This window comes from Ottowia massiliensis (assembly GCF_900240305.1).
GTDB classification, from domain to species: Bacteria; Pseudomonadota; Gammaproteobacteria; order Burkholderiales; family Burkholderiaceae_C; genus Ottowia; species Ottowia massiliensis.
In genome coordinates, this window is record NZ_LT964854.1 from 1,984,314 (window position 1) to 2,003,612 (window position 19,299).

Annotated in this window: 16 protein-coding genes; 7 read left to right on the top strand and 9 right to left on the bottom strand. The window is 63.8% G+C overall.

The annotated features are described in order from the left end of the window. Positions 1–11: 11 nt before the first annotated feature. Positions 12–194 carry a hypothetical protein gene (locus C1720_RS14735; protein WP_439650752.1) on the top strand — a complete coding sequence of 61 codons (183 nt, stop codon included), beginning with the start codon at positions 12–14 and terminating at the stop codon, positions 192–194. Between the two features lie 111 nt (positions 195–305). After that, the gene (locus C1720_RS08880) at positions 306–596 is read left to right on the top strand and encodes a hypothetical protein (protein WP_102283942.1); all 291 of its coding nucleotides are present in this window, start codon (positions 306–308) and stop codon (positions 594–596) included. Between the two features lie 5 nt (positions 597–601). Here C1720_RS08880 and C1720_RS08885 read toward each other — a convergent pair whose 3' ends face one another. The 4 genes from C1720_RS08885 to pmbA form a co-directional block, all read right to left on the bottom strand. Continuing rightward, on the bottom strand, positions 602–2,773 hold the full coding sequence (locus tag C1720_RS08885) for a DEAD/DEAH box helicase (protein WP_102283943.1): 2,172 nt from the start codon (positions 2,771–2,773) through the stop codon (positions 602–604). Continuing rightward, positions 2,773–3,627: a HamA C-terminal domain-containing protein gene (locus C1720_RS08890; protein ID WP_102283944.1), complete on the bottom strand. Its 855-nt coding sequence runs from the start codon at positions 3,625–3,627 to the stop codon at positions 2,773–2,775. Before C1720_RS08890 ends, C1720_RS08885 begins: the two co-directional genes overlap by 1 nt. A gap of 42 nt (positions 3,628–3,669) precedes the next feature. Then, positions 3,670–5,289: a glutamine-hydrolyzing GMP synthase gene (guaA, locus tag C1720_RS08895; RefSeq protein WP_102283945.1), complete on the bottom strand. Its 1,620-nt coding sequence runs from the start codon at positions 5,287–5,289 to the stop codon at positions 3,670–3,672. Between the two features lie 374 nt (positions 5,290–5,663). Further along, entirely contained in the window at positions 5,664–7,097 is a 1,434-nt protein-coding gene (pmbA, locus tag C1720_RS08900) for a metalloprotease PmbA (RefSeq protein WP_102284601.1), read from the bottom strand. Between the two features lie 305 nt (positions 7,098–7,402). Between pmbA and yjgA the strand changes: the two genes are divergently transcribed. From yjgA to C1720_RS08925, 5 genes are all read left to right on the top strand, one after another. Continuing rightward, entirely contained in the window at positions 7,403–8,041 is a 639-nt protein-coding gene (yjgA, locus tag C1720_RS08905; protein WP_102283946.1) for a ribosome biogenesis factor YjgA, read from the top strand. Continuing rightward, positions 8,041–8,961: an NAD kinase gene (locus C1720_RS08910; RefSeq protein ID WP_050714664.1), complete on the top strand. Its 921-nt coding sequence runs from the start codon at positions 8,041–8,043 to the stop codon at positions 8,959–8,961. Before yjgA ends, C1720_RS08910 begins: the two co-directional genes overlap by 1 nt. 3 nt (positions 8,962–8,964) lie before the next feature. Then, entirely contained in the window at positions 8,965–10,749 is a 1,785-nt protein-coding gene (gene recN, locus C1720_RS08915) for a DNA repair protein RecN (protein ID WP_102283947.1), read from the top strand. Positions 10,750–10,850: 101 nt separating this feature from the next. Further along, positions 10,851–11,738: an RNase adapter RapZ gene (gene rapZ, locus C1720_RS08920; protein ID WP_102283948.1), complete on the top strand. Its 888-nt coding sequence runs from the start codon at positions 10,851–10,853 to the stop codon at positions 11,736–11,738. Between the two features lie 40 nt (positions 11,739–11,778). After that, entirely contained in the window at positions 11,779–12,537 is a 759-nt protein-coding gene (locus C1720_RS08925; RefSeq protein WP_102283949.1) for a YggS family pyridoxal phosphate-dependent enzyme, read from the top strand. Between the two features lie 385 nt (positions 12,538–12,922). On the opposite strand, the gene C1720_RS08930 is transcribed toward C1720_RS08925, so the two are convergent. The 5 genes from C1720_RS08930 to C1720_RS08950 form a co-directional block, all read right to left on the bottom strand. Next, positions 12,923–15,028: a hypothetical protein gene (locus C1720_RS08930; RefSeq protein WP_102283950.1), complete on the bottom strand. Its 2,106-nt coding sequence runs from the start codon at positions 15,026–15,028 to the stop codon at positions 12,923–12,925. A gap of 214 nt (positions 15,029–15,242) precedes the next feature. Then, positions 15,243–17,321, bottom strand: a complete 2,079-nt coding sequence (locus C1720_RS08935) for a heavy metal translocating P-type ATPase (RefSeq protein ID WP_439650774.1) — start codon at positions 17,319–17,321, stop codon at positions 15,243–15,245. 471 nt (positions 17,322–17,792) lie between these two features. Next, positions 17,793–18,329: a hypothetical protein gene (locus C1720_RS08940; RefSeq protein ID WP_102283951.1), complete on the bottom strand. Its 537-nt coding sequence runs from the start codon at positions 18,327–18,329 to the stop codon at positions 17,793–17,795. Beyond that, entirely contained in the window at positions 18,310–18,795 is a 486-nt protein-coding gene (locus C1720_RS14005) for a hypothetical protein (protein ID WP_199170982.1), read from the bottom strand. Before C1720_RS14005 ends, C1720_RS08940 begins: the two co-directional genes overlap by 20 nt. Then, positions 18,792–19,298, bottom strand: coding sequence for a hypothetical protein (locus C1720_RS08950; protein WP_146006949.1), 507 nt, complete (start codon positions 19,296–19,298; stop codon positions 18,792–18,794). The genes C1720_RS14005 and C1720_RS08950 overlap by 4 nt, the downstream gene beginning before the upstream one ends. Between the last annotated feature and the right edge of the window lies 1 nt (position 19,299).

The window sequence follows — 19,299 nt, forward strand, 5'->3', positions numbered from 1 at the left end:
CGGTCATCGCCATGACGCCGACGGATTGGAGCGGCAGGAAGGCGGTGAGGGCATTGCTGGCGAGGTCGTATCCGTTTTTGCCGCTGTGGGGGGATGGCAAAGTGCAGCTTTTCAATGGAGAAGGCGTCAGTCTGGCGCAGCAGGGCGGTGCATTCATTCTTGATTTCGCCCGGGATGCGTACGTCAAGGCCTGAGCCGGGGAAGGGGTGGCGCTGCGTGCCAAGCTAGCGGTCCCATACCTACTGCCTGAGCCTGCACGTCCGAATGCAGCCAGTTGAAAAGCAATTGCCCCTGCTGAGGGCGCTGTGGCTTGGTTCGCTCGCCTGCTGCAAGAACCTGTACTGCGCCGCACGGCGACCGAAAGCGCCAAGACGCAAGACATCCTGTTTGATTACCTGCGAGACATTGACGCCACCAGCTGCGCCCACCTCGCCTGCAACGTCACCGACATTTATGGTGAGGGGCGGAACACTTATAGGAGCATCAATAACAAGGACAAGGCGGAGGAGTGCGCACCGTTGTCAGTGATCGAATTAGTTAAAAATACAATTATAAATCACCAATTATTTAAGGAAAGCATGGAAACTTTCTTATAATCTTATCAAATTCGCATTATTGATGATTTCACATCACTAATTAAATCTTTCTCAAAATCAGTTAAATCAAAACTATTCATCTCTATATTGATTAAATTTGATAGTGCCTTATCAAGGAGACCATCAGACGCTAAAGCATTCTCTAGTTTTTTCGCTAAAGGAAAAGGGATCCCATACTCATCTAATGCTATCAGCGAGGGATCAGAAAAAAGACTTTCCACCTGCCCTGCAAACAGAGTATAGTCAGACTTTGGAAGATTTCCCCCCAATTTTTCTAAGACTGCATTATGAATTCTACAAACAACCATTGCCAATTTAGGGAAGCGATATTGTGGCCATTGTCTAATAAATTCCAATAACTCTTCAACTACATAATCTGGATCTTTTCCTTTATCAACTTCTTGTAATATTATAGATTTCAATGGCGTTCTCTGCATTTGTTTGATCTTAAAAGCAAGCTGTTCTCCTGAACTAACCCCTCCAACCCGACCATTTGATTTTATGAAGAAATCCCATATCTTTTTACAAAGATAGAGCAATTGCTCCCACTTAGGATAGTCAGTCCAAGATAGTCTGCAAAGCTCTTCTCGGCCCTCTGCCACCAAATGGTGAGCCAACGCGATCTGATCCCTCGGTTCAATACCAGCATTCTGACGAATAACATCAATGTCAAGAATCTGCTGCTGATAATATGGCTCCAGTCGCTTTCGCGACTCGTCCTGCAGATCATCTTCATCAAGTTGAATTAATAAACTCTCACTGGTATTTTGGGAATCTTGAGAAAAAACAGGAATTTCCACGAATGGAAGTTCTTCATGGGGTGGTTCATGAAAAACATAGACATTGCCAATAAAATGCTTAAACATTCTTCCAGACCGCCCTCTAATATTATTGAATGTGAAAAAATCATACTTCTTTCTTGCAATTTTGTTGTCGAAAATAATCACATTTTTTGCTTTAGTATTTACGCCTTCAATAAGAGTTGATGTGCAAACAAGAATTGGAAGCAGTCCTTCATTGAATCCTTTTACGCAAAGTTGTGCAAGTGCTCGCGGCATTCGGCCATGGTGCATCCCAATCCCACTTTGAAGTCCTCTAACCAAAGTCCATTCTGGATGATAGTTTTCTCCAACCCATTGAGCAGCATCCGGCATACCTACATTTGGCCTGTTTAATTTTTCAGACAACATTTGCACAACCCGACGAGCCTTATTTGGTGAAGCACAAAAAATTAGTGTAGGGCCATCAATTTCACCACATAAATTGAGTAATTCTTCCATCTCTTCATTTTTCTTTGGTCGAACTGGAATTAACTCTGTCACTACAGTAGCAAAATCTGTTTTAATGAATCTGCATCTAAATTTTTCGGAGAAACCCTTGGGGATGTTTTGTATATTTGGTCCCAAGAGATAAAATTGTCGGGATTTTTTTGTAATCTTATAGAATGCATGATTGAGCGTCATTGCACGTTGTGAATCTTCACGAGGATCAAGTTTATAAAATTCATCCAGTACAAAAAGATCAATATTTTCAGGTAGATTGGGGAAGTCCACTGCACGCTCTTGCGTTAATACAAAAATATTTTTTTTCTTAATTTCTTGCGACGCATGCGTAATTATTTTGTGAGTTTCTGTAATCCTAAAAAGGCGACGCCTTGTTTCATCAATAAGTGCAATTGTTGGCACTACAATCACAACATTATCAAATCGACCGCTTTCTATTAGTGCATCAACTAAAGCACTTTTTCCGAAACTGGTTGGCGCACTCAACACGACACTCTCACCATCAAGGAGGATGCGCCTAAAAATTTCCGCTTGAACCCTATGAAAAACTAGCCCCTCATCTTTTTCAAAATTTTCCAGAATCTGAATTTCAGATGCCGCAATGAGACTTGGGCGATGAAGCTCTCTAGCTAGAGCATCCTTTATTTTTAATGATTTTGTATTAAGGTATGGATAAAGACCATAATGGCGGATTAATCCATTCAGTATTTCATCAAATTCATCAAATTCTCTACGTCTATCTAATACACGTAAAATTAATTCCTGTATGGAGCTGCCATTATCACCTTGGGATTGATTGGTAAGCACACAAATAGATTGAAGAATTTCAAATGCCTTAGTATTATCAATTTGATTTTGCTCTAATAATTTTTTAATTTCATCAGGATTTAACATCACTGAAACCCCTTCAAGCTTTCATCCAAATATTTAATAAGCACTTTCTTTTCATTTAGTGGAATTAAAAAAAGATGAATTCTAACCGGCAGTGACAGGCTGGATAGCTTGTTTTTAAAAGTCTCCCTAATAGACATCACTTCATTTTGAAGTTCCTTATTATATTCGCTCGTTACTTTTCTATGCTTTTTCAGAGCAGAACTGTTATAAGTAATCAGTGCCGGAATACATGCAACGTCAAAAACTTCATCCAATGAAGTATTTGTATCAAGCAGCTTGCTGAGCTTTGAATAGTGAGATGAATTTCTATCCAGCTTGTTTGCGATCAAAGCGACTTCATTTTTCATGTAGTCCATTTTCGTGTGGCAGTCAATTTCTTTAACGACATCTCTTATTGCATCATTTGCATCTTCATAGAATTTAACCTCACCAAGCCAAAGCTGTAACTCGCCATCAACTTCTACTACATGAACGGCGTCATAACCTTTAATCGTATTATTAATTGAGTCTTTCCAGTAAATTTTACTGATAGCAGGAATTGATTTATGAACTTGACGCAACGCGATATGCAAAAATAGCTCCCCAAATTCTCCGCGCGACTTGTATTTATCAGTTTGATAGACGAGTCTCGCAGCTTTTCTAATCATTTTAACTGCCGTACCAGGCCTGAAGTCTTCCAACTCTTCTGCTGTTAAGCAAAACTCAGGAAGCCATTCCATAGTATGTTCGGCAAATGCTCTGGCACGCCATTCTCCTCCTTCATAACCTGCACATAATGCACATACGCTGGGACATATGGAGATGTCATGAATCTTTACCTCTAAAAATGGAGCAGGCGGATCTGGAAACGACATAAATTACTCATGGTCATATTTTGTGAGAATGAATTCAGTCATTCACTCCCACTCAATCGTCGCAGGCGGCTTGGAAGACACGTCATACGTCACCCGATTAATCCCCCGCACTTCATTAATGATTCTTGAAGAAACTTTTTTCAGCAGCGCATACGGCAATTCCGCCCAATCGGCCGTCATGAAGTCGCTGGTTTGCACGGCGCGCAGGGCGACGACGTAGTCGTAGGTGCGGCCGTCGCCCATCACGCCTACGCTTTTAACGGGCAGAAAGACGGTGAAGGCTTGGCTGGTGAGGTCGTACCAGCTTTTGCCGCTGTTGGGTTCGATGGTGGAGCGCAGCTCTTGCATAAAGATGGCGTCGGCCTGGCGCAGCAAGTCGGCGTATTCCTTTTTCACTTCGCCCAAGATGCGCACGCCCAAGCCCGGGCCGGGGAAGGGGTGGCGGTAGACCATGTCGTGCGGCAGGCCAAGGGCTACGCCGAGTTCGCGCACTTCGTCCTTGAACAAATCGCGCAGCGGCTCCAGCAGTTTCAGGCCCAGTTGTTCGGGCAGGCCGCCGACGTTGTGGTGGCTTTTGATGACGACGGCTTTTTTGCTCTTGGCGCCGCCGCTTTCGATGACGTCGGGGTAAATGGTGCCTTGGGCCAGGAAGGTGGCGCCTTTGCGTGTGGCGTCGCTGGCTTTGAGTTTTTCGGCTTCGGCCTTGAAAACATCGACGAAGAGCTTGCCGATGATTTTTCGCTTCTGTTCGGGGTCGCTCACGCCTTTGAGGGCATCGAGAAAGAGCTGGCTGGCATCGACGCGCACCACTTTGGCGTGGAGCTTGCCCGCAAACATGTCCATGACCATGTCGCCTTCGTTCAGGCGCAGCAGGCCGTGATCGACGAACACGCAGGTGAGCTGGTCGCCAATGGCGCGGTGAATGAGCGCGGCGGCCACGGATGAATCGACGCCGCCTGAGAGGCCCAGGATGACTTCTTCGCTGCCCACTTGCTGGCGGATGGATTCCACGGCTTCGGCAATGTGGCCTTGCATCACCCAGTCGGGTTGGGCGCCGCAGATATCGAGCACGAAGCGCTCTAGCATGGCCCGGCCTTGCACGGTGTGCGTGACTTCAGGGTGGAATTGCACGCCGTAAAAGTGCCGCGCTTCGTCGGCCATGCCCGCAATGGGGCAGGTGGGCGTGCTGGCCATCAGCGCAAAGCCTGGCGGCAGTTCGGCCACTTTGTCGCCGTGGCTCATCCACACCTTGAGCATGCCGTGGCCTTCGGGGCTGGAGAAGTCTTGCAGGCCCTTCAAAAGCGCGGTGTGGCTGTGGGCGCGCACTTCGGCGTAGCCGAATTCGCGCTTGTGCCCGCCTTCCACCTTGCCGCCCAGTTGCTGGGCCATGGTTTGCATGCCGTAGCAAATGCCCAGCACGGGCACGCCCAGCGTGAAGATGGCTTGCGGCGCGCGGTCGGTGCTGTCTTCATAGGCGCTGGCGTGGCTGCCGGAGAGGATGACGCCCTTGAGCTGCCCGTCAGCCGCGTATTGGCGCACCCATTCGTCGCTGACGTCGCAGGGGTGGACTTCGCAATACACGTGCGCCTCGCGCACGCGGCGGGCAATGAGCTGGGTGACCTGGGAGCCGAAATCGAGGATGAGGATTTTGTGATGGGCCATTTTTTGAGAAAACGTGGAGCGCCGCAGCGCGCGGCGCGAAAAAAGGCAGGGGCGAATGGTACGGCTGGGGCGTACGGCTGGGGCGGCGCGCGCTTGCCGCGCGTCAGGCGGTGAAGTCGTGCGGTGAAGTCAGCGGTGAAGCCGGGCGGTGGAGTCAGGCAATGGAGCTGGAAGCTGGCGCGGTGTTTTGTGGGCGCAGGCCGGGTTTGTTTCCGCCGCCGCCAGCCGGGCGGCGTTATTTCGCTCCTTTATTCATAGCATGATGTCCTAGTGCAGAATGCGCAGAGCGGCATTTTTACCTGCCTGAATTTGCTTCTGTTTTTGATGCTGCCTGGCGGGTGCGGCGGATGGGTTCCCGGGCGTTGAACAGCCTTTCAGGAGCCAGCCACCTTCATGCGGGCGATGAGCACGGAGCCGCTGGTTTTGGCGCCGTAGGTGTAGGCGTCGGCGCCAATGGCTTGCAGGTTCAGGAACATCTCGCGCAGGTTGCCGGCGATGGTGACTTCCTGCACGGGGTAGGCGATCTGGCCGTTTTCCACCCAGTAGCCGCTGGCGCCGCGCGAGTAGTCGCCGGTCACGTAGTTCACGCCGCTGCCCATGAGTTCGGTCACGAACAGGCCCGTGCCCAGCTTTTGCAGCATGGCGGGCAAATCGTCTTGCGCGCTGGTCTGGCGCGAGTACAGGCGCAGGTTGTGCGAGCCGCCCGCGTTGCCGGTGGTTTTCATGCCCAGCTTGCGCGCCGAGTAGCTGCCCAGAAAGTAGCCCGCCACGCGGCCGGCCTGTACCACCTGGCGCGGCGTCACGCGCACGCCTTCGCCGTCAAACGGGGCGCTGCCACGGCCGCCGGGAATGAAGGGGTTTTCGGTGATTTCCACGTGTCCGGCGAACACGGGCTGGCCCAGCGAGCCGGCCAGGAAGGTGTTTTTGCGGTAGAGCGCGCCGCCGCTGACGGCTTGCACGAAGTGGCCCAGCAGGCCCGCCGCCAGGGGCGCCTCGAAAAGCACGGGGCATTCGCGCGTGCTGATTTTTCGCGCGCCCACGCGGCTGAGCGCGCGCTCGGCGGCGTAGCGGCCCACGGCTTCGGGGCTGGCCAGGCGGGCGGCGTTGCGTTCGGCGCTGAACCAGCCGTCGCGCTGCATGGCATCGCCCTGGCCCGCGATGACGGAGACGGAAAAGCTGTGGCGCGAGCTGGCGTAGCCGCCGCGAAAGCCGTGGCTGTGGGCGCTGAAAAAGTGGCTTTGCTGGGCCGAAACGCCGGCGCCTTCGCTGTTGCTGATGTGCGGGCTGGTTTGCAGCGCGGCCTGCTCGCAGGCCAGCGCCAGGGCCAGGGCTTGTTCCACGGAAGGGTTCCAGGGGTGGAACAGATCGAGGTCCAGGCTGGCGGCCTGCGGGCCGGCCACGTCGGCTTCGTCGGGCAGGCCGCTGGCCGGGTCTTCGGTGATGTAGCGGGCGATGTCGTAGGCGGCCTGCACGGTTTGCCGCACGGCCTGGGGCGAGAAGTCGCAAGTGCTGGCCGAGCCGCTTTTGTGGCCGATGTACACCGTCACGGCCAGTGATTTGTCAAGGCTGTGTTCCACCGTTTCCAGCTCGCCCTGGCGCGCGCTGACCGACAGGCCCGCGCCTTCGGAAACGTCGGCGGCCACGTCGCTGGCGCCCAGCTTGCGGGCATGGCTCATGGCGGCGTCCGCCAGTTCTTCAAACTGGGCGCGGCTGTGGGTAAAGCCGGGCAGCGTTTGCGCGCTGGCGGCAGGCGCAAAAGAAGAAGCGGCGGAAGCGGTTTTTTCGGGTTTGTTCACGGGTTTGCGCATGGTGCGGCTATCATACTTGCGGTTTCTCATGGTTTCTTTTGGCGAAAGTATTGCCGCAGGCATTTATGCAATGGGTTTTTCCGGGGGCGGGCATCATTAACGGGCATACACGCTTTTCATGCGGAAGGCGGGCGCGCGCCCTGCCGAATTTCAGCCGTTGCGGGGCCTGTTGCAACAGCGCTGGCAAACATGATGTTTCTGGCCGGAGAGTGCATGCAAACAGGCTTTTCGGCATGGGTTTCATTCTGCCCCGGGAGATTATTTTGAATACCCTTTCAAAAATGAATGGAAACTGATTTTTAAAAATGGCGAGAAAACCGAAAAAAGGCTATTTTGTGCGCGGCCAGTTCGTGGCCGAAGGCAGCGAGCTGGACGAGCAATACCGGCGCGCCCTCAAAGGCGGCGACGCGCCCAGCAAAACCGAGCTGAAGGCGCAAAGCGCCCAGTTGCAGGCGCTGGGCGAGGCGCTGCTGACGCTGCGCCCGGCGCTGCGCGAGGCGCTGGCGCTGCCCGCGCGCCTGGAAGATGCGCTGGCGGAGCTGGCGCGCATCACCGACTTTGAAGGCCGCCGCCGCCAGAGCCAATACGTGGGCAAGCTCATGCGCCAGCTGGATGAAGACGGCATTGCCGCCATTCACGCCGCGCTGGAGCAGCAGCGCCAGGGCGCGGCGCAAGACACGCTGCTGCTGCACGCCGCCGAAGACTGGCGCGAGCGCCTTGCCGCCCCGGATGCCGCCGCCAGCCAGGCCGCGCTGAACGAGTGGATGGCGCGCTTTGCGCAGACCGACGCGCAGCAGCTGCGCGCCCTCATCCGCCAGGCCCGCAAAGACCGCGCGCAGGCCGCCGCCGTGGCCAGCGCGCCCGGCCAGGGCGTGCGGCAGGGCCGCGCCTGGCGCGAGCTTTTCCAGCTCATTCGCGGCATGTTGAACGAAGAACGCGCGTGATGAGCACAGCGCCTGCTTTTGCGCCTTTTCGCTGCGCGGCCCTGGTGGGCAAGCACCATGAATCAATCAGCGGCAGCGCCCTGCACGCCTCGCGCGCGGCGCTGCTGGACGTGCACGCCTTTTTGCAAGAGCTGGGCCTGCACGTGCTGGTGGAAGCCGAATGCGCCCGCGCGCTGTGGCTGGAAGCCGTGGGCTGCGACGTGGCCCGCGTGGACGAGCTGGGCCGCCGCGCCGATGTGGGCGTGGCCGTGGGCGGCGACGGCACCATGCTGGGGCTGGCGCGGCAGATGGCGCCGTTTGGCATGCCGCTCATCGGCATCAACCAGGGGCGGCTGGGCTTTGTGACCGACATCGCGCTGGATCAATACCGCCACCTGCTGCCGCCCATGCTGCTGCAAGGGCGCTACGAGAGCGACGAGCGCGCGCTCATGCACGGCCGCGTGCTGCGCGAAGGCGCTTGCGTGTTCGAGGCGCTGGCCGCCAATGACGTGGTCGTGCACCGGGGCGCGGCCGCCAGCATGGTGGAGCTGGAAGCGCATGCCGACGGCCGCTTCATCGCCCGCTACCGGGCCGACGGGCTGATCGTGGCCACGCCCACGGGTTCCACCGCCTACTCGCTGGCGGCGGGCGGCCCCATCCTGCATCCGCAGCTGCCGGGCTGGGTGCTTGCGCCCATTGCGCCGCAGGCGCTCTCCAACCGGCCCGTGGTGCTGGCCGATCCGGCGGAAATCGTCATCCGCGTGGTCGGTGGCCCGCAAGCCAGCGCCAGTTTTGACACCCAGTCGGTCGCCGCCTTGCAGCATGGCGACAGCATCGTGGTGCGCCGCTCGCCGCACCAGGCCCGTTTTCTCCACCCCGCAGGCTGGAGCTATTTCGACACCCTGCGCCACAAACTCCACTGGAACCAAGGAGCCGTCTGACCTATGGCACTGCGACACCTGAGCCTGCGCGATTTCGTCATCGTCAAGCAGCTGGAGCTGGACTTTTCAGCGGGCTTTACGGCGCTCACCGGCGAAACCGGCGCGGGCAAATCCATCCTGCTCGATGCGGTGCAACTGGCCCTGGGCGCGCGCGCCGACGCCCTGGCCGTGCGCGAAGGCGCCAGCCGCTGCGAAGTGGCCGCCGAATTCGATACCCCCGCGCCCCTGGCCGCCTGGCTGCAAGAAGCGGGCTTTGAGCCAGAAGCCACGCTGCTGCTGCGCCGCACCGTGGACGCAGGCGGCAAAAGCCGCGCGTGGATCAACGGCTCGGCCGCCACCGCCGCCCAGCTGCGCGAAGCCGCCGCGTGGCTGGTGGACATTCACGGCCAGCACGCCTGGCAAAGCCTCACCCGGCCCGCCGCCACCCGCGCCCTGCTGGACGCCTACGCGCGGCTGGACACCGCGCCGCTGGCCGCCGCCTGGCACGCCTGGCGCGCCGCCGCCCGCCAGCTGGACGAAGCCCGCGCCGCGCAAGAAACCCTGGCGCAAGAGCGCGAGCGCCTGCAATGGCAAATCGGCGAACTCGAAAAACTCGCCCCCGGCGAAGGCGAATGGGCCGAACTCAACCAGCGCCACGAGCGCCTGGCCCATGCCCAGGCCCTCATCGACGCCGCGCAAACCGCCCGCGAAGCCCTGCAAGGCGACAGCGACAGCGGCGGCAGCAACGCCCTGGCCGCGCTGGAGCAGGCGCAAGCGGCCTTGCAGGCGCAAAGCCACATCGAGCCTGACTTCGCCCCCCTGGCCGAGCTGCTGGAAGCGGCCATCGCCCAAGCGGGCGACGTGGCCCACTCGCTCAGCGGCTGGCTGGCCCGCGCCGAAACCGACCCCGAAGCCCTGCGCGAAGTCGATGAGCGCCTGAGCCAATGGCTCTCGCTGGCCCGCCGCTGGCGCCGCCCGCCAGAAGAACTGCCCGCCACCCTGGCCGCCTGGCAGGCCGAACTGGCGCGGCTGGACAGCGCCGCCGACCTGGCCGCCCTGCAAGCGCGCGCTGAAGCTGCCCGCGCCGCCTGGTTGCAAGAAGCCCGCCGCGCCAGCGCCGCGCGCGCCGAAGCCGCCCCCCGGCTGGCCGAAGCCGTCACCCAGGCCATGCAGCGCCTGGGCATGCCCGGCGGGCGCTTCGTCATCGAACTGCCCCCCCTCGCGCCCGGAGAAGCCGCCGCGCACGGGCTGGAAAACGTGGCCTTTCTCGTGGCCGCCCACGCGGGCGTCAGCCCCCGGCCGCTCGAAAAAGTGGCCTCCGGCGGCGAACTCTCGCGCCTGGCGCTGGCCATCGCCGTCACCACCAGCCGCCTGGGCAGCGTGCCCACGCTGGTGTTTGACGAAGTGGACTCCGGCGTGGGCGGCGCCGTGGCCGTCACCGTCGGCCAGCTGCTGCGCCAGCTGGGCGCTGACCGGCAGGTGCTGTGCGTCACCCACCTGGCGCAAGTGGCCGCCTGCGCCCACCAGCAGCTGGTCGTCAGCAAGCAAAGCAGCGCCGAAGGCGCCAGCAGCCGCGTGCAAGCCGCCGAAGGCGACGCGCGCGACGCCGAAATCGCCCGCATGCTCGGCGGCGACCCCCAATCGGCCGCCACCCTGGCCCACGCCCGCGAAATGCTGGCCGCCGGGCAGGCCCCGGCCGCTGCGGAGCTTGCAGCGCCTGAAGCGGGCGGCGTGCGGAAAACAGCCCGCGCCCGAAAGGGCAGGGCGGAAGGCGGTGCGGCGGATAGGGTGGCGGATGATGCGGCCTGAATTCGCTCCTTGTTCGATAGCATGATGTCCTGGTGGAAACTGCGCAGATGCCGTTTTCTGATGCCCTGAATTCGCTCCTTTTTTGATACGGAAAGGCTCCCATGTCCGCCGCTTCTGATGCTCCCGCCGCTGCCGCCGCGCTTGATCTGGTGCTCATCACCGGCATGTCCGGCTCCGGCAAATCCGTGGCCCTGCGCGCGCTGGAAGACGCGGGCTACTACTGCGTGGACAACCTGCCGCCCGAGCTGCTTCAGGCTTTTCTGGCCCTGCCCGCCATGCAGGGCACGGGGCGCGTGGCCGTGGCCATTGACGCGCGCAGCCGCACCTCGCTGCCGCAGCTGCCCGCGCTGCTGAAAACGCTGGGCGGGCAGGCGCGCGTCATCTTTCTGGACGCCAATGACGAAACGCTGACGCGGCGCTTTTCCGAAACGCGCCGCCGCCACCCGCTCTCGGCCATCCACCCTGCCGACGCCGACGCCCTGCCCGCCCTGGCGCAAGCCATCACCCGCGAGCGCGAAATGCTGGACGGCCTGCGCAGCCGCGCCCATGTGATTGACACCAGCCACATCCGCCCCGCGCAGCTGGCCTCGGCGGTCAAAAGCGTGATCGCCGCGCCCGCCGCGCACCTCACGCTGGTGTTCGAGTCTTTCGGCTTCAAGCGCGGCGCGCCGCTGGACGCCGACTACCTGTTTGACGTGCGCATGCTGCCCAACCCCTACTACGAACCGGCCTTGCGCCCGCTCACGGGCCGCGACGCGCCCGTGGCCGGTTACCTGACGCGCCAGCCCGAAGTGGCGCAGATGCAAGAGCACATCGCCAGCTTCTTGCAAACCTGGCTGCCGCGCCTGGCCGCAGACCACCGCAGCTACGTCACCGTGGCCATTGGCTGCACGGGCGGGCAGCACCGCTCCGTCTATCTGGCCGAGCAGCTGGCCCGCCAGTTCGCCCCCCGCTGGAGCACGCTGGCGCGCCACCGTGAGCTGGGCTGAAACCCGGCCTTTCTTCTCCCCAAAAACACCCACGAAAACCATGCCCTTTGAAACCGCCCTGACCGAAGAAGACCTGCGCCGCAACATCGCCGCCATACGCGCCCGCATGGACGCCGCCTGCCAGCGCAGCGGCCGCAGTCCGCAAGACGTGCGCCTGCTGCCCGTGAGCAAAACCGTGCCCGAGGAGCGCCTGCGCCTGGCCTGGGCCGCCGGCGTGCGCGAAATGGGCGAAAACAAAGTGCAGGAGGCCTACGGCAAGTGGCAGGCCATGCGCCAGGACATGCCCGGTTTGCGCTGGTGCCTGATTGGCCACCTGCAAACCAACAAGGCCCGGCTGGTGGCCGAATTCGCCAGCGAATTTCACGCGCTCGACAGCCTGCGCGCGGCCCGGGCGCTGGACGCGCGCCTGCAAGCGCTGGGCCGCAGCCTGGACGTGCTGGTGCAAATCAACACTTCCGGCGAAGCCAGCAAATTCGGCCTGGCGCCGCAAGAGGCGCTGGCCTTCATGCGCGAGCTGCCCGCCTTCGCCAGCCTGAACGTGCGCGGCCTGATGACGCTGGCCATGCACACCACCGACGAGCCGCAAGTGCGCCAGTGCTTTGCGCTGCTGCGTGATCTGCGCGACCGCCTGCGGCAAGACGCCCCGCAAGGCGCGGCCCTGGCCGAGCTGTCCATGGGCATGTCGGGCGACTTTGAATGGGCCATTGAAGAAGGCGCGACCACCGTGCGCGTGGGCCAGGCCATCTTCGGCGCGCGCAGCCTGCCTGACTCGCACTACTGGCCCGAAGGCAAGGCGTGAGAAACCCTTCTGTTCGCAGCGTCCGCCCGTGAACGCGAAAAAAGCGGCTCCGGGCAGCTCCTGCGGCCTTGCCAATCCGCGCCGGGCGGCCAGCTCCGCCCGGCAGGCTGCTGAAACGCCGTCTCCCGTGGGAGGGCAGGGCGCAGGGGCAGGGCGGGCATGACAGCCCGGCGCCAGGCATCCGCCAGCAAGCCATTCCCCCCCCTTGCTGGCCCCTTATTCCGCTCCTTGTTTCATAGCATGAGGTCCTAGTGGAAAGGGCGCAAGCGGCGTTTTAGGCCGCCTGAATTCGCTCCTTTTTCTGATGCCTTCCGGCAGCCCTCGGGGCCGGGACTGGGGCGGGCGCCCGGGGCCGCGCACTCACGGAAAGGCTTTGAACGGGTTTTCAGGAAGCGCCCGCGTCATACGCCCAGCGGCAGCGCGCGCTGCCGCCAGCGGTTTCGTGGCGGGCCATGTCGTAGGTGAATTCGCCCTCGCAAAACTGGCCGCGCGCAAGCGCGTCGCGCAACTCGGGCCAGCGGGCCTGCAAATCGCTGCGCTGCGCCCAGTCGGGCGGGTGGGGGTAGGTGCGCAGCAGGCGGTAGCGAAAGTGCGGCAGCAGGCCGTAAGAGGCGCTGGGGGGCGCGATGTCAAGGTCGATGATGTCCAGTTTGGGTTCGCCCAGGGGCAGGCACCAGGCGTAGTCGCGGTGCTGGGCGGGCTGCATGGCGGGGGTGAGTTCGTACACGTCGGCTTCCACCATCTGGCCGGCCTGCGGGCCGCGCCGGGCGCTGATGCTGCGGCGCTCGCTGTGCAGCACGCCCAGCTCCTTGAGGCGTTGCAGGTAGGGCAGGGTGCGCGTGACGACGCGGCTTTCGGGCGCGCGCTCGGCCTGGGCGTAGAGGGCGACGCTGTAGCGCGCGGGCTGGGCGCTGAGTTCTTCATCCACCGGCCAGTCAGGGTGGCCGGGCAGGTGCAGGCAGCTCTGGGCGTCAGCGCTGGCGGCAGCCGCGCCGTGGATTTTTTCGATGGCCTGGCGCGCCTCGGTCTGGCTGGGCGCGCCGCCGCCGCGCAGGGCGATCCAGGCCAGCAGGAGCTGGCGCTGCGCCTTGCCGCAGAGGATTTCCAGCTCGCGCTGCCAGTATTTCCAGCCGCTTTCGGAGCGGGCGGCGCGCCCGCGCGTTTGCTGGCCGGCCCAGCCGCTGGCTTCGCGCACGAGGACGATTTGCCGGATTTCGGGCCGCAGCGCCCGGCCCAGGGTGTCGGCAAAGGCGCGCTGCACGGCGGGGTGGCTGGCCCAGTAGGGCGTCTGGCTGGCGCTGGGGCCGGTGCGCACGCGCACGGCGTAGTAGCTGCGCTCCAGGTTGCTGTCGGGCGTTTCGCTGTGCCAGCCGGTCAGGCCCAGGTAGTGGCGCCAGCCGAGTTCAAAGCAGTGCGGCTGGCTGTCCCAGCCGCTGCTGGCCCAGCCCTGGCGGCTGAGGCGAAAGCGCGTGGCGGGGTAGAGCGCGCCATTGAGCGGGATGTTGATGCGGGTGCGCTCCAGCACGCCCGCGTCGGCCAGCGCGCGCAGCTGCTGGAGGCGGCGGCCCGGGGCGGCGGCGCTATCAGGCAGGGCCGCGCCGCCGTCGCCAGCGGCGCTGGCCGCGCCGGCCTGGCCGGCTTGCCGGGCCTGGGCCTGGGCTTGCGGGCGGGCGGCTTCGTCAATGAAGTCTTCATGCCAGGCCATGCCGCCCGGGCTGGCGGAGCGGCCATCGGGCCGGGGTTCGTCATCCAGCGGCAGGCAGACCGGCCCCAGGCCGGCATCCAGCGACTGCGGCCCGAAGGGCGAGGCCTGGCGGGACTGCTGGGCCAGCGTCTCGCGCACGGCGTTGTCAAAGCTGGGCGCAGTGGGCAGCCAGGCCAGCGCCACCCACCACAGCAGGGCCGTGAGGGCCAGCCAGGCGTTCAGCCACAGCAGCAGGCGCGCGCGCCGGGGCGGCGTGGTGGAGGCGGGAGCGGGCAGGTTGTCTTCGACTTCCACGAAGGAATCGGTGGCCTGCATGAGCGTGCTCTGCCGCGTGAGCCGGGCCATGTGCCGCAGGCCGCGGCGCAGCTTGTCGAAAGCCTTGCCGGTGGGCAGCATGGCGTGCGGCAGCCGCACGATGCCGCCCTCGTATTCCACGCGCAGCCACTGGTAGCCCGCGCGGCGCAGCAAGTTGATGGAGCGGATCCAGGCGTAAGGCACCACCAGCGTCTGCCCGGCGTGCTGCACGGTGAGCGCGTTTTCATCCAGGATGACGCGGCCCTTGCGGCAAAAGCGCAGCACCCACAGCAGCCACAGCAGGGCCGCAGCCGCCCCCAGCGCCCATAGCGGCAGGCTCCAGGGCGACACGGCAACAGGCGCCTCGCCTTCCTGCGGCGCTTGCAGCAGCTGCCACAGCTGCCGCCCGGCCAGCGCCAGCGGCAGCGCAGCGGCCAGGAAAGCGCGATGCCAGGGCAGGCGAAAGGGAAAGGCCAAGCGGCGGGAGGACATGGGCGGCGGTTGTCGGGCGTTTTTGGCAGACGGCGATGGCGCGTCAAGCCTGTGAAGCATGCAATTTTCATGCTTGGCGCCGATTCTGCGGCCATTTCCGGCGCCTCAAAGACACGTTGCCAAGCGCCTGAGCGGCTTCAACGCGGGCGGCTCTGGCGGGCGGAGGCGGGCATGAAAAAGGCCGCTGCCGGAGGAGGCAGCGGCGTTGCGGCGTTCAGCCAGCGGCCGGGGCTGCTGGCCTTGCGCGTCTGGCGCGGGCTGCGTTTTTGGCTTCCTGGGCGTTTTGGGCCTGGCTGGCCAGTCCGCCGCGCAGGGCGTTGAGCAAGATGGCGATGGTGCTGCCGTTGTGCAGCACGGAGGAGGCCACGGGGGTGAGCCAGCCAGCGGCGGCGGCGGCGAGGATGCTGGTGTTGGCGGCGACGGTGAATTTGAAGTTGCCGTCGATGCGGCGCATGGTGGCGGCGGCCAGCGCCTTGGCGTCGGCCACGCGGCCTACGTCGTCTTCGAGCAGGGCGATGTCGGAGGTCAGGCGCGCCAGGTCGGCGCCGCGCTGCATGGCGATGCCCACATGCGCGCCGGCCAGGGCGGGGGCGTCGTTCATGCCGTCGCCGATGAAGGCGATTTTTGCGCCCTGCGCTTTCATTTGCGAGAGCAGGGCGGCCTTGCCTTCGGGCAGCAGCTGGGCGTGGTATTCGTCAAGCCGCAGGTGGCGGGCGAGTTCGGCGGCGCGGTCTTCGTGGTCGCCGGTGAGCATGACGATGCGCCTGGCGCCCAGCGCGCGCAGGCGCGCGACGGTTTCGGCGGCGTTGTCGCGCACGGTGTCTTTCAGGCCGATGATGCCCAGCAGCTTGCCGCCAAAGCCGATGTAAAGGGGCGTTTTGCCTTCTTGCATGAGGCGGTCGATGTCGTCCAGATAGGCGCTCATGTCGATGCCTTCGTCTTCTTCGACGAAGTGGCGCGAGCCGACGACGATGCGCTTGCCCTGCACCACGCTGGCCACGCCGTGGGCGGCGATGAAGCGCACTTCTTCATGGTCGAAATGGCGGCCGCTTTGGCGGCGGGCGGCTTCCACCACGGCTTGCGCCAGGGGGTGGAAGTAGTGCTCTTCAACGGAGGCGGCCAGGTCGATCAGGTCGGCCGGGCCGAAGTTGGGGTCATACGCGAAGGTGTCGGTCACAGCCAGGCGGCCCGTGGTGAGGGTGCCGGTTTTGTCGAAGACGAAGGTGTCGGCTTCGGCCAGGCGCTCCAGCGCGTCGGCCCCCTTGAAGAGCAGGCCCTGGCGGCCGGCGGCGTACATGGCGGATTTGAAGGCCACGGGCGTGGCGAGCTTGAGGGCGCAGGCGTAGTCGGCCTGGAGCACGGCGGCGGCGCGCCGCCAGTCGCCCGAGAAAAGCCAGGCCGCGCCCGCCAGGCCCAGCACGCCGGGCACGAGCTTGTCGGCCAGGCGGCTGGCGGCCAGTTGCGTGCCGCTTTTGACTTGCAGGGCGTGCTGCACGTAGTTGGCGATACGTGCGCTGGCGGTGCCCGCGCCCACGCGCTCGGCGTACACGCGCACGCGGCCTTCTTCGACCACGGTGCCGGAGAGCACGGTGTCGCCCCGGCGGCGCACGACGGGCATGCTTTCGCCGGTCATGCTGGCTTCGTTCACGGTGGCTTCGCCGCCGAGCACGGTGCCGTCCACGGGGATGAGGTTGCCGGCGGCGCAGATGACGGTGTCGCCCACTTGCACGTCGGTGGCGCTCACTTGCACTTCGTTGCCTTCGCGCTCGACCCAGACGCTGCCCGCGTCAGGGTGCAGCAGGTGCTTGAGCAAATCATCAGAGCGGCGGGCGATGGAGTGCTCCAGGTATTCGCCCAGCGCCAGCATGAACAGGGTGGTGTTGGCGGCGAGCTGGTCGCCGCTGGCGGTGGAGATGGCCACGGCCAGGGCCTCAAGCACGTGGGAGTTCAGCCCTTCGGTGAACAGGTCTTTGAGCGCGTCGGCATACAGCGGCAGGGAAACGGCCAGGGTGGCGGGGCGGCCCAGCGACTGGGGCATCTTGCGCGTGGTCAGCAGCAGGGCAGCGCTGGCGAGCACTTCGCCGCCCGCGCCCATCAGGCCCCCGCCTTCGCCGTGGCTGCAATCGGCCGCCAGCGCCGTGCCGCAAGCGCCGGTGGCAGCCAGCGCGGGCAGGCGCAGCAGGGCCTGGGCGATGGCTTCGGGGCCGGTGCGCCCCGGCTCATAGTGCAGGGCGATGGAGCGGGCCGCCGTGTTCAGGCGCACGCGGGTGACGCCCGGTATTTCTTGCGCCATGCGCTGTAGCGCGTGCGGCGCGAGCGCGGGCAGGCCGGGCGTGAGGCGGTAGCGGTAGCGCACGCGGCCGCGCCCCTGGTGCGCGGGCGTGAGCGAGGCGAACAGGCGCGCGGCTTGCGCGGGCAGGTTTCGGGAGGCGGGGCTGGANGGTCGGCAGGGGTGGGTGAGGGCCGCGCAGGCGGGGTGGCAGAAGGCGGAAGGCGCGGGCCAGCGGCGGCGGCCTTTCAGACGGGCGAAACGAACACCAAAAAAAGGAGCAAATTCAAAGGCGCCCAAAAGGCCGTTGCCGCTTTATTGGCGGCGAGGTCTTGCTATCAATCAAGGAGCGAAAACAGCCTTTGCCTTGCCTTTGCAGGCCTTGCCAGGGCCAGCGATGCGCCTGTGTGGAACGGCGGCGGGCGCGGGGGCGGGCTGGAGCCGGGCCGCAGGCAGCGGGCCAGATGCGGCAGGCCGCCTGCGGGGCGAACGGGATCAGTCTTCGTCGGCAAAGCCGCCATGTTCGGCGGCCACTTCGGCCTTGAGATCGGCGATTTGCTCCTTGAACTCTTCCACGCTGCCGGCCACGCCGGCATAGAGCTTCATCACCATGCGCAGCAGGCGCGCGCGCTTGTCCGCGTCGCCCAGCACGTAGGCGGCCGCGCCGCCGAGCACGAGGCCGATGATGAATTGCTCCATCTGGCGGTTGCTGAGCCAGCCCAGCCAGCCCGTGCCGTGCGTCTGGGCGGCCGCGCCAGCGGGGAAAGCGCCCGGATAAGCTCCCGGATAAGCGCCCGGGGCGTAGCCGGGTGCGCCTTGCGCCCAGGCGGCGTCCCAGGGCTGCTGGCCCCACGGCTGCTGGGGCTGGCCCCAGGGCATCTGGCCTTGCTGGGCGGCCCAGTAAGCGGCCTGTTGGGCGGCTTGTTGCGCGGCGGCTTGCTGCGCGGCGCTCCACTGGTTCCAGTCGCCCTGCTGGGCGTTGTTCTGGAAGGCTTGCTGGGTGTTGTCGCGGTTAGTCTGGTTCTTGGCCATGAGCGGTTTCCTGGTTGGAAGGGTGAGGTGTTTGCAGAAAGTATTCGGCAGCGGCCACGGCGGCAGCGCCTGCGGCGACGCTGAGCAACGCCTGGGCATATTGCGTGCCGCGCAGGGCGCGCATGGCGGCCACGCCGCTGGCCAGCGCCGTGCCGCCTTGCACGGCCAGGCGCAGCGTGCGGCAGTCCAGCCGGGGCTGGCAGCCTTGACTTTGCAGGGCGGCGAGCAGGCCGCTGGTGACGAAGCCGCGCACGAATTCATCGGCAAGGGTGCGCTGCTCGACGGCGGCGGGCGCGCCGCCTGTCTGCGCAGGCTGGGCCTGCCACGGCGCGGGCCATGCGGGCGCAGGCCACGCGGATGCGGGCCATGCCGCCAAGGCAGACGCGGGCCAGGGCGCGCCTGCGGCGGCATCCGCAGCGGGCCAAGGCGCGGCGAAGGCGCGGGCAAACGGGGCGGCGGCCATCATTCAGCAGCAGAGTCCGGGGCGGCAGCCTTTTTGCGCGGCGGGCGGCGGCGGGCGGGCTTGGCGGCGCGCGCCGGTTCGCTGGCGGCTTCGGGCGCGCTGGCTTCGGCGGCGCTTGCTGCAGGCTTGGCGGCGCGCTTGCCAGCCGCCCTGGGCTTGCGGGCGCCGGGCCGCGCCGCCTTGTCCGCTTTGGCGGGCTGGCGGGCCTGGGCTTCGGGCGCGGGCAGGGCGGGTATGGCAGCGGGCTGGGCCGGGTCGGCCTGGCCGGCCTGCTCCTGGCCGTGCTTGCCGCCGCGCAGGGCCTGCCATTTGTCATGCAGGGCGTCGGCCACGGTTTCGCGCAGGTTGGCGCTGCTCTGGCGCACGCTTTCGAGGCCGCTGGCGGCGCTGGCGCGCAGCTTGCCGCTGGCGGCCTGAACGGCGCTTTGCACTTTGCCGCGCCGCCACAGCTCGGTGGCCGCGACGCCGGCGGCTGCGCCTGCGATGAAGGGAATCAAAGGCAACATG